The sequence below is a fragment of the Pseudoalteromonas sp. SCSIO 43101 genome, assembly GCF_023650775.1.
In the GTDB taxonomy this organism is placed as follows: domain Bacteria; phylum Pseudomonadota; class Gammaproteobacteria; order Enterobacterales; family Alteromonadaceae; genus Pseudoalteromonas; species Pseudoalteromonas apostichopi.
In genome coordinates this window covers 2455213-2469136 of the sequence record NZ_CP072673.1, presented here as the reverse complement: position 1 = coordinate 2469136, position 13924 = coordinate 2455213, and the positions used below count along the sequence as shown (strand labels likewise).

General features: G+C 41.8%; 12 protein-coding genes. 7 read left to right on the top strand and 5 right to left on the bottom strand.

Annotated features, from left to right (window positions below):
* The 7 genes from rseP (at position 1) to J8Z25_RS11460 (ending at position 7386) form a co-directional block, all read left to right on the top strand.
* Entirely contained in the window at positions 1-1353 is a 1353-nt protein-coding gene (rseP, locus tag J8Z25_RS11490) for a sigma E protease regulator RseP (RefSeq protein WP_178927209.1), read from the top strand.
* A 106-nt stretch (positions 1354-1459) separates the two neighbouring features.
* The gene (gene bamA / locus J8Z25_RS11485; protein ID WP_130051020.1) at positions 1460-3931 is read left to right on the top strand and encodes an outer membrane protein assembly factor BamA; all 2472 of its coding nucleotides are present in this window, start codon (positions 1460-1462) and stop codon (positions 3929-3931) included.
* A gap of 12 nt (positions 3932-3943) precedes the next feature.
* Positions 3944-4462, top strand: a complete 519-nt coding sequence (locus J8Z25_RS11480; protein WP_130051021.1) for an OmpH/Skp family outer membrane protein — start codon at positions 3944-3946, stop codon at positions 4460-4462.
* Between the two features lie 9 nt (positions 4463-4471).
* The gene (gene lpxD / locus J8Z25_RS11475; RefSeq protein WP_130051022.1) at positions 4472-5512 is read left to right on the top strand and encodes a UDP-3-O-(3-hydroxymyristoyl)glucosamine N-acyltransferase; all 1041 of its coding nucleotides are present in this window, start codon (positions 4472-4474) and stop codon (positions 5510-5512) included.
* Positions 5513-5522: 10 nt separating this feature from the next.
* Complete coding sequence (gene fabZ, locus J8Z25_RS11470; RefSeq protein WP_054562040.1) at positions 5523-5975, top strand: 3-hydroxyacyl-ACP dehydratase FabZ; 453 nt, start codon at positions 5523-5525, stop codon at positions 5973-5975.
* A 2-nt stretch (positions 5976-5977) separates the two neighbouring features.
* Entirely contained in the window at positions 5978-6748 is a 771-nt protein-coding gene (lpxA, locus tag J8Z25_RS11465) for an acyl-ACP--UDP-N-acetylglucosamine O-acyltransferase (RefSeq protein ID WP_054553112.1), read from the top strand.
* Positions 6749-7017: 269 nt separating this feature from the next.
* Positions 7018-7386, top strand: a complete 369-nt coding sequence (locus J8Z25_RS11460) for a septal ring lytic transglycosylase RlpA family protein (protein ID WP_250661068.1) — start codon at positions 7018-7020, stop codon at positions 7384-7386.
* Here J8Z25_RS11460 and cydC read toward each other — a convergent pair.
* The 5 genes from cydC to J8Z25_RS11435 are packed head-to-tail and all read right to left on the bottom strand — an operon-like array spanning position 7383 to position 13752.
* Entirely contained in the window at positions 7383-9122 is a 1740-nt protein-coding gene (gene cydC, locus J8Z25_RS11455; protein ID WP_167658373.1) for a thiol reductant ABC exporter subunit CydC, read from the bottom strand. The two genes, J8Z25_RS11460 and cydC, sit on opposite strands and share 4 nt — an antisense overlap.
* A complete protein-coding gene (gene cydD / locus J8Z25_RS11450) occupies positions 9115-10875 on the bottom strand; it encodes a thiol reductant ABC exporter subunit CydD (RefSeq protein ID WP_250661067.1) in 1761 nt (586 codons plus the stop codon). Before cydD ends, cydC begins: the two co-directional genes overlap by 8 nt.
* A complete protein-coding gene (cydX, locus tag J8Z25_RS11445) occupies positions 10865-11017 on the bottom strand; it encodes a cytochrome bd-I oxidase subunit CydX (RefSeq protein ID WP_036969707.1) in 153 nt (50 codons plus the stop codon). The genes cydD and cydX overlap by 11 nt, the downstream gene beginning before the upstream one ends.
* Before the next feature lie 12 nt (positions 11018-11029).
* A complete protein-coding gene (gene cydB / locus J8Z25_RS11440) occupies positions 11030-12169 on the bottom strand; it encodes a cytochrome d ubiquinol oxidase subunit II (protein ID WP_250661066.1) in 1140 nt (379 codons plus the stop codon).
* The gene (locus tag J8Z25_RS11435) at positions 12166-13752 is read right to left on the bottom strand and encodes a cytochrome ubiquinol oxidase subunit I (RefSeq protein WP_130051027.1); all 1587 of its coding nucleotides are present in this window, start codon (positions 13750-13752) and stop codon (positions 12166-12168) included. The genes cydB and J8Z25_RS11435 overlap by 4 nt, the downstream gene beginning before the upstream one ends.
* Positions 13753-13924 lie beyond the last annotated feature (172 nt).

The following is a 13924-nucleotide window of genomic DNA, read 5'->3' as shown; positions in this document are numbered from 1 at the left end:
ATGTTTGATTTTTTCTGGAACCTTGGTTCATTTATCCTTGCGCTTGGTATTTTAGTAACTGTACATGAATATGGTCACTTCTGGGTCGCTCGTAAAGCAGGTGTTAAAGTACTTCGTTTCTCGATTGGCTTTGGTAAGCCATTGATAAAATGGTATGACAAACACAAAACAGAATATGTGATTGCAGCGATTCCATTAGGTGGTTATGTCAAAATGCTTGATGAGCGAGTTGACGAAGTTCCGCCAGAGCAGCGTCATTTATCATTTAATGCCAAATCAGTTAAAGCACGTATTGCTATTGTTGCTGCAGGTCCGATGGCGAACTTTTTATTTGCTATTTTTGCTCTTGCAGTGATGTATATGGTGGGCGTACAGTCGTTAAAACCTGTCGTTGGCGAGGTCTCGCAAGGTAGCCGTGCAGCTGCTGCCAATATTGAACCAAACCAGCAAATTATCAAAATCGGTGAAGACGATATCAACACTTGGCAAGATGCAACATTCTCGCTAATGAGCCGTTTAGGTGAACAAAGTGTTGTGGTAACGCTTCGTGACCAGAATTATCAAAAACATGTACGTACACTCAACCTAGATGGCTGGAAATTAGATCAACAAGATGTTCCGCCATTAACCTCAATTGGTATTGTACCATTTCGCCCTAAAGCACTTTTACAAGTGGCCATGATCAGTAAAGGTTCGGCGGCTGAGGCTGCTGGCTTACAAGTTGATGACAAAATCATTGCCGTAAATGGTGAAAATATCAGCAGTTGGACCAAGTTAGTTTCACTAATTCAGCAATCACCTAACAAATCCTTACAATTTAGTGTACAAAGGCAAGATAGTATAAAAGAGCTAATAGTGACGCCACAAAGCAGAACTAATGATGCTGGTGTTGCACAGGGCTTTCTAGGTGTCTCTCCGGTGGTTGAGCCATGGCCAGAAAACTATATTGAAACTAGACATTATGGCCCTGTCGATAGTATTGTGCTGGGCATACACGAAACATGGCGTTTAATTACTCTTAGTTTTGATATGATTGGTAATTTAATTACCGGTCAGGTATCGGTTAAAAATTTAAGTGGTCCGGTGGGCATTGCAGTTGGTGCGGGAACTAGCGTAAGCTATGGCTTGGTTGCATTTTTAAGCTTTTTAGCATTAATCAGTGTAAACCTTGGCGTATTTAACTTATTACCGCTGCCAGTGCTAGATGGTGGGCACTTAATGTATTACATAATTGAACTTTTTCGCAAAAAACCGGTCTCTGAAAAGACGCAAGAATTTGGTTTTAAAGTGGGGGCCTTGCTGCTTCTGTTTTTAACATGTTTCGCATTGTTCAATGATGTATCGCGTTTATAACAAATAAGCGAAAAATTCCAATTTGAACACGATTGTAAAACACCGCAAAAGTTAAATTTATAAGGTGTTGAGCGGTAATACAGTTGTAAAGGATAAAGATAACAAAATGGCTATAAAAAAACATTTGGCAGTTTCAAGTTTATTAGGTGCTAGCTTTGCAGCCCTAGGCCAAAACTCCTTTATTGTAGATGATTTAAAAGTTGAAGGCTTACAACGTGTTGCACTCGGTGCTGCGTTAACACATATTCCTATCAACGTGGGCGATAATATTGATGAGTACACAATTTCAAGAACCATAAAGGCTCTCTATCGTTCAGGTCACTTTGACAATATTAAAGCGTTACGTGATGGCAACAGTGTTATCTTCCGAGTGACTGAGCGCCCAACGATCAGCATGATCGAATTTGATGGCAATAAAGACATCAAAGATGAGCAGCTAAATGAGTCGCTAGACCAGCAAGATATCCGTACTGGTGAGCCGCTTGATAAAACAGTCCTTGATAACATTGAAAAAGGCTTAGTTGAATTTTTCCATAGTATTGGTAAATACAATGCAAAAGTGGATGTAAGCATCATTAAGTTACCGCGTAACCGTGTAAAACTAATGTTTGAATTTGATGAAGGTGATGCAGCTTCAATTCGTCAGATTAACCTAGTTGGTAACGAATTATTCTCTGATGAAGAATTGCTTAAGTTAGCAGAGTCTCAGCAAGATCTGCCGTGGTGGCAATTCATGTCTAGCGACCGTTATCAAAAGCAAACCATTGAAGGCGATTTAGAAAAAATTCGCAGCTACTACCTTGACCGTGGTTACTTACGCTTTAATATCGATTCAACACAAGTATCAGTAAGCCCTGAGCGTGATTCTGTTTATGTTACAGCGAATATTACCGAAGGTGTTAAATACAAAGTTAAAGGCTTTGACTTTATTGGTGACTTGCTAGGTCGTGAAGAACTAATTAAAAGTGTTATTCCGCTGAAAACTGGCGAGCTTTATAATGGCTCTGTGGTTACTTCTTCTGAAGAGTTTATTAAAAGCTACTTAGCACGTTTTGGTTATGCTAATGCTGAAGTACGAACAATCCCAGAGATTGATGACGAAAATAAAGAAGTTCAGCTAACGTTATCAGTAAACCCAGGCAAGCGTGTTTATGTTCGTCGTATTATTGTGGGTGGTAACCAAAATACCTCTGATGAAGTTGTACGTCGTGAAATGACACAGCTTGAAGGTGCGTGGCTATCAAACCAAAGCCTTGAGCGCTCTAAGCTACAAATCCAGCGTTTACCTTATATGGAAAGCGTTGATTTCAATGTTGTTCCAGTCCCTGGTGTTGATGACCAAGTTGATGTTGACTTTACTGTTAAAGAACAGTCTGCAGGTAGCTTCAATGCTGGTCTTGCTTATGGTTCTTATTTGGGTCTGCAATTTAACATTGGTGTGAGTGAGTCAAACTTTTTAGGTACTGGTAACCAAATTGGTTTTAACATTAATACTTCACGTGGTTCTGAGCGTGTCAGCGTTTCTTACACAGACCCTTACTTTACTCCAGACGGTGTATCGCAAGGTAGTAGTATATTCTACAGCAACTATGATGCGAGCAAGTTCAGCCTAATCGACTATAAGTCAAAGAGTTATGGTATTGGTACTAATATTGGCTTCCCAATTGATGCTGTAAACCGTATTAACTTTGGTGTCCGTTGGGTGCAAGAAGAGTTATCTGATATTGCTGAATATGAGCAAACACGTGTTATTCGTGAAACTTTCTTAGATCCTGAAAATCCAGATGCTGGCTTTGATTTTACCAAGTACGAGTTAAGCGCAGGTTGGTCACGTGTTACTGTTAACCGTGGTTTATTCCCAACTGCAGGTTCGCGCCAATCACTTAACTTAACAGCAACAACCCCGAACTCTGATTTACAGTACTTTAAGTTAAACTACGACTCGCGTTTCTACTGGCCAATCAGTAATGACCATCGTTGGGTATTTTCAACTCGTGCAGCACTTGGCTATGGTAATGGTTATGGAACAACGAATGGTTATGACCAAACACTACCGTTCCAAGAGTTCTTCAGAATCACTGAGATGGAATTACGTGGCTTCGATCGAAATACGATTTTGCCACGGGCTGTATCGCGTGTTCCGCAAAATATTCCTGGTACACCATTACCTGATGGCACTACGACTGGTAGCATTGGTGGTGCATCAGAATTTGACCAACTTTACACAGCAGGCCGAATTGGTGGTAACGCCAAAGCGGTAGCAGGGATGGAGTTAATTGTTCCAACACCTTTCTTAGATGAAGAAAACACCAGCTCTGTACGTACCAGCTTCTTCGTAGATGCAGCTAACGTATGGGATACAGAGTTTAATATTGACCGTTATCAAAACCTGTCAACAGATCAGCGTGCAAAATTGGATGATTATTCAGATCCAATGCGCTTTAGGGTTTCAACCGGTCTTTCTCTACAATGGATCTCTCCAATGGGTCCAATGCTGATCAGTTTTGCGTATCCATTGCAAAAAGAAGAAGATGACGATACGAAGACCATCAGCTTTAACATTAGTAATACATTCTAAAGGAGTTTTTTCGTGAATAAATCAATTAAATCAACAGCTTTTGCACTACTTGCCACCTTATCTATGGGTCTATCTACTAACGCATTTGCGCACAAAGTAGGTATTGTTGATATGCAAGAAATCTACAAGCAAATCCCACAAATGGCAAAAGTAGAGCAAACGCTAGAAGCTGAATTCTCTGAGCGTCGTCAAGAGCTTGAAAAGCTTCAAGGTGATATTCGTTTTGAAGCTGAAAAGTTCAAGCGTGAAGCGACAACAATGAGCGATAAGCAAAAAGATGAATTACGTACTAAGATTCAAGGTATGCAACAGCAGCTTGCAGAAAAAGGTCGTCCTTTAGAGCAAGAAATCAAAATGCGTCAAAACCAAGAACTAGCTAAAGTTCAAAAGCTAATCTTGGATGCAATCGAAGAAGTAGCGAAAGCTGGCAAATTCGATGAAGTTAAAGTTAAAGAAACAACGATTTATGTTAACCCTAAAACTGTCGATGACTTATCAAGTAAAGTTGTTGAAAAAGTAAGTAAGCAATAGAAATCATATATGCAAAACTACACGCTTTCGCAGATAGCGGATCTTCTGGGCGCTGACCTTCAAGGTGACGGCGCCACAGAGATTAAAAAAATATCTACACTTGCAAATGCCCAACATGGGCATATTGCATTTTTAGCGAACAAGAAATATCGCTCGCAATTAGATGATACTCAAGCAAGTGCAGTGATTTTGTCACCAGCAGACGCTGAGTACTTTTCAGGTAATAAACTTGTTGTTGCAAACCCTTATGTTTGTTACGCAAAGCTCGCTCAATTGATGGACACCACACCGCGCTCTGCAGTGTCGGGTATTCACCCAAGTGCAGTCATTCACGATTCAGCCTCTATTGGCCATAATGTCGCGATCGCAGCCAATGTGGTAATTGAAGCGGGTGCTGTTATTGCTGACAATGTGCAGATTGGCCCAGGCTGTTTTATCGGTGAGCAAGCAAAAATAGGTCAAGGCACAAAGCTTTGGGCAAATGTTAGCGTTTACCATGAAGTTGAAATTGGCAGTGACTGTTTATTCCAAGCGAATACGGTCGTGGGCAGTGATGGTTTTGGTTACGCTAACGAGCGTGGCGAATGGGTGAAAATACCGCAACTTGGTCGAGTTATAATCGGTGATAAGGTTGAGGTAGGTGCGTCTACCACGATTGACCGTGGCGCACTAGACGATACTATCATCCACAGCAATGTAATTATCGATAATCAATGTCAAATAGCGCATAATGTCGAGATCGGTTCAGGTACAGCGGTTGCTGGTTGCACGGTATTTGCTGGCAGCACAGTGATCGGTAGGAATTGTCAGATTGGCGGCATGGTTGCAATTAATGGTCACATTAGCGTATGTGATGGTGCTATAATCACTGGCATGAGTATGGTGACTAAGGCAATCACAGAACCTGGAATTTATTCTTCAGGCTTGCCACATTTAACCAATAAAGAATGGCGACGTAGTATTGCCCATATCCGTAACCTTGGCGATATGAAAGACCGCATTAAAGCACTTGAGTTACTGACAAAGTCACTCAATATTGAAGACAAATAAGGATGCTATTTTGGCAAATGAATTAAATAGTCTTGATATCCAAGATATCTTGAGTTTACTTCCGCATCGTTACCCGATGCTACTTGTTGACCGTGTACTTGATTACACGCCAGGCGAGTCGTTACATGCTATAAAAAACGTAACAGTGAACGAACCTATTTTTACGGGTCATTTTCCTAATCAACCTATCTTTCCAGGTGTGTTGATTTTAGAAGCAATGGCACAAGCAACTGGCTTACTTGGTTTTAAGACAGTTGAAAATCGCAGTGATAACGAACTATATTTATTCGCAGCGATCGACAATGCGCGATTCAAACAGCCGGTATTACCTGGTGATACCATGCATTTGCATGTAGAGTTTGTAAAAGAGCGCCGCAATATATGGAAATTTGCAGCAGAAGCAAAAGTTGACGGCAAAGTAGTGTGTACTGCCGAAATCATGTGTGCGAGAAGAGAGTTTTAATAGTGATCCATCCTACGGCAATAATCGAACCAGGTGCAAAACTTGGAAATAACGTATCAGTTGGCCCTTATAGCTATATCGGTAACGATGTAACTATTGGTGATAACTGTATCATCGAATCTCATGTGGTTGTAAAAGGCCCATCGACGATTGGTTCTGGTAACCATATTTTCCAATTTGCTTCGGTTGGTGAAGCTTGCCAAGATAAAAAGTACGCTAATGAGCCAACAACCTTGATTATTGGTGACAACAACGTGATCCGTGAGTGTGCAACTATTCACCGAGGTACAATTCAAGATCAAGGTGTGACAAAAATTGGTAGCAATAACCTATTCATGGCTTACACACACGTTGCACATGATGCAGTCGTGGGCGATAACGTTATTTTTGCTAACAATGCCTCTGTTGCTGGCCACGTTCATGTAGGTGATTGGGTGATCCTTGCAGGTAATTCTGGTGTTCATCAGTTCTGTAAAATCGGTTCTCATGCCTTTGTTGGTATGTACTCAGGTGTTAATAAAGATGTACCGCCATTCGTAACAACTATTGGTACGCCGGCGGGCCCTGTAGCAATCAATACTGAAGGCATGAAGCGCCGAGGTTTTGAAAGCGATGAAATCATGGCCACACGTCGTGCATATAAAACACTTTACCGTAAGAGCTTAGGTGTTGAAGAAGCAATCGCTGAGCTAAGCGAAGATGCTGCGAAGTACCCAGCTGTTCAGCTGATGATAGACTTTGTGAAAAGCTCTGAGCGCGGAATTATTCGCTAATTATAAGCGATAGACTAAAAGCCACCGTAAGGTGGCTTTTTTGTTTTATAGTTCAGGTTTTGCTAATACCAATCCGCAATAATACTTAATCATTTTGAGGGATTAAACCTGTCGCTATCTGCGTTAAAAATTTCTAATTTAGAACAACTAAATAACGAAATTTTTGCCTTGCTATCAACGAGGTTTTATTGCCTCAAAATAGACCATTTAATTAAGCGAATTGGTATAAGCGCTTGCTACCTTTATGGTAAAAAAAAGGATTATATAATATGAACAAACTCATCCTCTTTGCATTATTTAGCTTAATTATAACTGGTTGTAGTAGTGCGCCTTCGGTATCTAAAGGAGTGATTGAAAAAGGCAAAGCCAGTTATTACGCTGATAAATACCATGGCCGAACTACAGCAAGTGGAGAGGTGTTTAATCAACAGGCATTGAGCGCGGCTCATCAGACGCTTGGCTTTGGCAGCAGAGTAAAGGTCACCAATATTAGTAACAATAAAAGTGTGATTGTTACCATTAATGACCGCGGCCCATTTATCCGCGGTCGTATTATCGATTTATCAAAAAAGGCGTTCTCACAAATTGCCTCAGTAAAGCAAGGTGTGATTGACGTCACAGTTGAGCGACTCGATTAAAAACGGGTGATAAGCTCCACGTAATCAGCTTCATTCGCCACTAATTCAGCATGACTTGCAAGCGCTCTTACTTGTCCTTGTTCTAACCAAATAACCTTGTCAACACGACTTAGCATTTCTGGATCGTGAGTAATGGTCAGCATAGTTTTATCGGCCCATATTTTTTCAAGCGTAGTGAGCAATTTCTGCTTGGTATGGTTATCTAGGCTCTCTGTTGGTTCATCAAGAACAATTAAATTACCTTCCCTTAATAGGGCTTGGGCAATGGCGATTCGACGTGACTGACCATGTGAAAGTTTTCTTCCCGCGGTGCCTAAACGGGTATTAAGGCCGGTCTTTAAGTTCTTTAGCCAAGAGCCAAGTTCAGCTTGTTCACAGGCTTCAATAAGCATTTCATCAGTCGCCTCTGGCGCTGCATAGCGAAGATTCTCACGAAGCGTACCATCAAAAATATGATGTTGCTGAGCAACAATTGTCAGCTGCTTAAAGCGTGTTGCAGCCGTCATGCTTTCTAGTTCAAAGGTACCTTGATCTGTAATGAATTTTAATGAGCCTGATTGCTTTGGCCAAAGGCCTGTGAGTAAGTTAACAAGAGTAGTTTTGCCACTGCCACTGGCACCCACTAGCGCAACCTTACTCCCCGGTGTAATCACAAAATTGATATTATTAAGAGCTTTGTTTTTCGCTCCTGCGTATTGGTAATTTACCGCAGCCAGTTCAAGACCTATTGCAGATTGGTGAGCTAAGCAGTTTTGCTGTTTACTTAGATGGCTGCTGTGCTTATCTTCAAGTGCAAACAGTCGCTTTGCAGCACTTAGGGTGAGTGGCAACTCGATAAATGCAGTGGGCAAGGTGAGCACTGTTTCAAAACTTGCTAATACAAATAACGCGAGCATCGCCAGTTCAACGTTTTTCATGGTTCCCATTGCAACCAGTGGAATTATCATAAATACACTGGCTAGCATGGTAAGCTGTATCACCAAAGTGCTTAAGCCATTGCTGTTTGCAACGGCTTTGTGGCGGTTATAGAGCTGGCTGTTGTATTGCTTACTCAGTAAGTCACAATGGGTTAATTGCGCTTCTTGTGCTTGATAAACAGCAAGCTCTCTTGCACCTTTTAGAGTATCGGCAAGTTCAGACCTTAATTCTGCTGAAATTTGTGTTTCTGCATCTGCTTGTCGGTGAAGTTTACGGCTTAATATTGCTGGTAGCAGTACGCCAATAATCATCAGTGAAATAAAGCAGACTAATGCAACCTCAGCGCTATACATAGCCATAAATGCCATTACGATAGGGATGCTGATAATCGCGACGATAATGGGAAGCAGCACATTTAGGTAAAACTTATCTAGCGCATCAACATCGTTTTGTAGGCGGTTAAACAAATCGCTACTACGACTCATTGCTAAGTCAACGTTGTTTAGCTGGCTGAGGGTCCTGAACATTTTTACGCGAAATTCGCTCAGTAATAAAAAGGTGGCATTATGAGTTATCATCCGCTCACCGTAACGTGAAGCTGTGCGTACTATCGCTAAAAAGCGGATCACCCCAGCTGGAGTAAAGTAATTCATCTGCACTCCGGCAATACCAGCGGCTGCCATGGCTGCTAAAAACCAACCCGAAATAGCGAGTAAGCCAACGTTAGCAAGTACCGTTAAGCTTGCTAAAAAAGCACCCAGTAACAGCATGCCAGCATGAGGCTTGCATAGCTTTAATAAGCGTATAAAGTTATGCATGGGCTTCACCTTGGCTCACGAGTTTAGCTAAGAGGCCTGCTTGTTCAATGAGTTGCTGATAATGACCAGATTCAACAATTTGACCTTGTTGCATTACGTAAATATTATCCGCCTGTTTTACCGTATTAAGCCTGTGAGCAATAACCAACACGAGATGGTTTTTTGCATAATCTTGAATTGCCTGATTGATTAGGCGCTCTGTTTGGCTGTCTAAGTGCGCTGTAGGCTCATCAAGCATTAGCACAGGGGCACTTTTTAAAAACGCACGGGCAAGGGCTATGCGCTGCTTTTGCCCCCCAGAGAGGCCTTCTCCTTGCTCACCTAATAAGGTATTAAATCCATCAGGTAAGGCGTTTATAAACTCTAGCGCACCTGCTCTCATTGCGGCCTCGTCGAGTTCTGTTTGACTTGCATCTGGTTTAGCTAATCTCAGATTGTCTGCAACAGTTCGATAAAATAACGTGGCTTGTTGTGGGATCCACGCAAGTTGTGCTTGCCAATCATGTAAAGCAATAGTGCTTAGTTGCTGTCCGTTAATGATAATGGCACTGCTGGCTTGATGATGAAAACCCAATAGGCAATCAAATAAGGTACTTTTACCAGAGCCACTTTCACCCACAAATGCAATTAGGCCTTTTTTAGGTAGGGTTAAGTTTATATCAGTCACCCCTTCATTTGTTTCGGGGTAGTGGTAGCTAAGCGCACTCAGTTGTATGTCTTTTAGCGGTAACTCAAGTTTAGAGGAACCTAAATGTTCATCGGCGTCGCTCTGATTAATTATGTCGACCATATCAGCAGCGGCGCTAATACCCTCGAGCTTTGCATGGTAATGAGTGCCCATTTGTCGAAGTGGTAAGTAAAACTCAGGAGCCAGTAATAGCACTACAAATCCGGTGGCAAAATCGAGCGTACCAAAAAACAGTCTAAAGCCAATGATCACTGCAACAAGTGCAACACTAATAGTGGCTAAAAACTCAAGTGCGAAAGAAGATAAAAAGGCAACTTTCAATACTCCCATGGTTGCACCACGGTAATCATCAGAAATCTGACTGATACTATTTAGCTCACGCTTGGTTGCATTAAATAGTTTTAATTGAGTAAGCCCTTGTAGGCGGTCGAAAAAGTAATTGCCGAGTACAGCAAGTTGCTGCCAACGTTCTTGGTTGAGCTGCTCAGCTTTATGGCCCACTAAAATCATAAAAAATGGGATAAGCGGGGCTGTTAAAAGAAAAATGAGCCCAGCTTTGTAATCGGTTGGAAAAATCACTACTAATATAGCCAAAGGGATCAGTGCGCTGTATGCCACGCTGGGAATGTAGTTTGCGTAGTATTGATGCAGCGCTTCAACACCATTATGTAATGTATTAAGCGTTGCGCCATGTCCTTTTTGTTCACTATAGGCCGGACCAAGTTTGGTTAACTTTTCAAGTAATGTATTGCGCATCACGTTTTTTATTTTTAATGCGGCAAGGTTACTTACTCGCTCACTAAGAGCAACAAGCACAGCGCGTAGTAAGATAAGTCCAGCAAGAGGCCATAACAAGGGGGTTACAGCTTGCAAGTCTGCTTGCTCAAACATGACTTGATGAACAGCGTTTGCAAGAAGATAACAAGAGGCAATCATTAATAGGGCATTGAGTGTACCCAGACTAATGCTTAATTTAAGAAGTCCTGAAGCGGACTGACTATACTGCTTTAAAAAAGCGCGCAGCGTTTGCTGCTGCGCGCGATTTGGTCGGGGTTTAGTTGTCATCGTTGTTTTTGAGTCTCGCGTACAGCTCTAGCTCATCATCAGCGATAGAATCTTTATGTTGGTGAAATTCGTACCACATTACGTTAATCACCCCAAGAGTACAGGCTAATAGAACACCTAATATCCAGGCAAAATACCACATATTTAAATCTCCTTAATAGCTACCGTGGGTGTTGTTTTCAATTTCATTGATGGTTACTTTGCGCCACATTTTCACATAACACCATGTCGTGTAAATAAGAATAAGTGGTACAAAAATAACGGCAGCGAAAAACATCACGTTTAATGTCATATGGCTCGAAACTGCATCCCACATAGTTAGACTAATATTTGGGTTATTGCTCGAAGGCATAACGAACGGGAACATTGACATACCCGCAGTCAATATCACACCTGCTAGCATTAAGCTTGAAGCGATAAGTGCCATCGCTGGTTTGTGTAATTTAGATAACACAATTGCCAGTGCAGCCATGATAAAAGCAAGAGCAGGGAACAGCATTGTTAATGGCATTTTTGTATAGTTATCAAGCCATGCACCAGGTGCCTGAGTTACTGTTTTAGCCAATGGATTTGCAAAGCCTTGTGTATCGCCCATGCTAACGATTTTATAACCGTCAATTTGAGATACCCACACACCTGCTAAGGCAAATAATACAATAAACGCCATAAGTGCATATTGGCCATATTGTGCTGAACGTTTTGCTACTTCTGCATCAGTTCGAAGTTGCAACCACATACCCGCATGACCAACTAGCATAAGTACACTAACGAGACCAACGACGATGGCAAACGGGTTCAATAACGCAAAGAATGAACCTTGGTAGCTAACACGTAGTAGATCATCGATATGATAAGGCACACCTTGTAATAGGTTACCAAAGGCAACCCCAAATACGAGTGCTGGAATAAAGCTACCTGCAAACAGGCCCCAATCCCAGTTATTACGCCAGCGTGGTGAATCTATTTTTGAGCGGTAATCAAAACCAAGCGGTCTGAAAAATAGCGCAAATAACACCAGCATCATTGCAAAGTAAAAGCCAGAGAATGCGGCTGCATACACCATAGGCCAAGCAGCAAAGAGGGCACCACCTGCGGTGATGAACCATACTTGGTTTCCATCCCAGTGAGCACCAATGGTGTTAATTACTGTACGGCGTTCAACATCAGTTTTACCAACCAGACGAAGCAAAATTGCCACGCCCATATCCATACCATCGGTCACTGCAAAGCCAATCAGTAATACACCAATTAACAGCCACCAAATTAGTTTTAGTGTTTCGTAATCAAAAATCATGACTGAGCTCCTTCGCTTACAAGTGAATCCGCTTTGGCAAGTTCATGGTGATATTTACCGGTATGAAGCGAGCTTGGACCTTGTTTAACAAAGCGCAGCATCAACCAGCCTTCAACTGCAGCTAGACCTGTATAGAATACTAAGAAACCAGTAATACTAATCAATAAGTCATTCACCGTCAGCGACGAGGTTGCCAAGAAGGTCGGTAGAATTTCTGAAATTGCCCAAGGTTGGCGACCGTATTCTGCAACAATCCAGCCAAACTCAATGGCAATCCAAGGAAGTGGAATACTCCATACTGCAGCCCAGAGTAACCAACGCTTTTGCTCAATAATACGGTGTGCATTGTAATAAAACGCCAGAACAAATACGCCAAGCATAATGACACCACAGCCAACCATGATTCTAAATGACCAGAACATAGGGCCAACTTGAGGGATTGAGTCTTTCACTGCTTTTTGAATATGTTCTTCTGTTGCATCTACCACGTTAGGTGTGTAGCGCTTAAGTAACAAACCATAGCCAAGATCAGCTTTTAAAGTATCGAATTTAGCAATGTTTTCAGGGGTGTCTTCACCACCACGAAGCTTCTCTAGGTATTCGTATGCAATCATGCCATTACGAATACGCTCTTCATGCTGTGCTTCGAGGTCTTTAATGCCTGTTACTTGCTCATCAATTGAGCGCGTTGCAATGATACCTAGCGCATATGGAATTTTAACAGCAGCGTGGGTTACTTGCTCTTCAGAGTCAGGAATACCTACCAGTGTGAATGCAGCAGGGGCTTCTTCGGTGTGCCACTCAGCTTCAATGGTAGCGAGTTTTACTTTTTGCACCTCGCCAACTTCGTAGCCAGATTCATCACCAAGTAAAATAACACAAAGAATAGACGCTAAACCAAAACCTGACGCGACCGAGAACGAGCGTTTTGCAAAAGCAAGGTCGCGACCTTTTAAGATGTACCAGCTACTAATACCAAGTACGAACATAGATGCTGCAACATAGCCTGCTGATACGGTATGAATAAACTTAACTTGTGCGACTGGGTTAAATACCAATTCAGCAAAGCTGGTCATTTCCATACGCATGGTTTGGTAATTAAATTCAGCACCTACAGGATTCTGCATCCAACCATTTGCTACTAAAATCCATAGCGCAGATAAGTTAGTACCTAATGCCATCAAGAAGGTTGCAGCAAGATGCTGGCGTCGTGTCAGTCGTTCCCAGCCTAAAAAGAACATACCCACAAAAGTTGATTCTAAGAAGAAAGCCATTAAGCCTTCAATCGCCAGTGGAGCACCAAAAATATCGCCCACATAGTGAGAGTAATAAGACCAGTTGGTACCGAACTCAAACTCCATGGTAAGGCCTGTGGCCACACCAATCGCAAAGTTAATACCAAATAACTTACCCCAGAACTTAGTCATATCACGATAAATTTCTCGACCAGTCATCACGTAAACGGATTCCATGATCACCAAAATCCACGTCATACCTAAGGTAAGTGGGACAAATAGGAAGTGAAATAGGGCAGTGATTGCAAATTGCAATCGCGATAGATCCACAAATGTTTCATCTATCATTGTTAAGCTCCTTGTTAGCGGGTGCGGTAGACACGACAAATTATCGGTTATAAAGTTTCAGTAATTATTGAAACTTTGCAAATAGTAAACCTGTATTCATTTTAGTCAATAGGAAAATATGAAATAAAGATGAATTAATTATGTTCATCTTTTCTACAGATTAGAGATAAAA

Excerpts from the sequence above, each read along its gene's own strand:
- rseP (WP_178927209.1), top strand. The coding sequence starts at position 1 with ATGTTTGATTTTTTCTGGAACCTTGGTTCATTTATCCTTGCGCTTGGT.
- bamA (WP_130051020.1), top strand. The coding sequence starts at position 1,460 with ATGGCTATAAAAAAACATTTGGCAGTTTCAAGTTTATTAGGTGCTAGC.
- lpxD (WP_130051022.1), top strand. The coding sequence starts at position 4,472 with ATGCAAAACTACACGCTTTCGCAGATAGCGGATCTTCTGGGCGCTGAC.
- J8Z25_RS11460 (WP_250661068.1), top strand. The coding sequence starts at position 7,018 with ATGAACAAACTCATCCTCTTTGCATTATTTAGCTTAATTATAACTGGT.
- cydC (WP_167658373.1), bottom strand. The coding sequence starts at position 9,122 with ATGCATAACTTTATACGCTTATTAAAGCTATGCAAGCCTCATGCTGGC.
- cydD (WP_250661067.1), bottom strand. The coding sequence starts at position 10,875 with ATGACAACTAAACCCCGACCAAATCGCGCGCAGCAGCAAACGCTGCGC.
- cydX (WP_036969707.1), bottom strand. The coding sequence starts at position 11,017 with ATGTGGTATTTTGCCTGGATATTAGGTGTTCTATTAGCCTGTACTCTT.
- cydB (WP_250661066.1), bottom strand. The coding sequence starts at position 12,169 with ATGATTTTTGATTACGAAACACTAAAACTAATTTGGTGGCTGTTAATT.
- J8Z25_RS11435 (WP_130051027.1), bottom strand. The coding sequence starts at position 13,752 with ATGATAGATGAAACATTTGTGGATCTATCGCGATTGCAATTTGCAATC.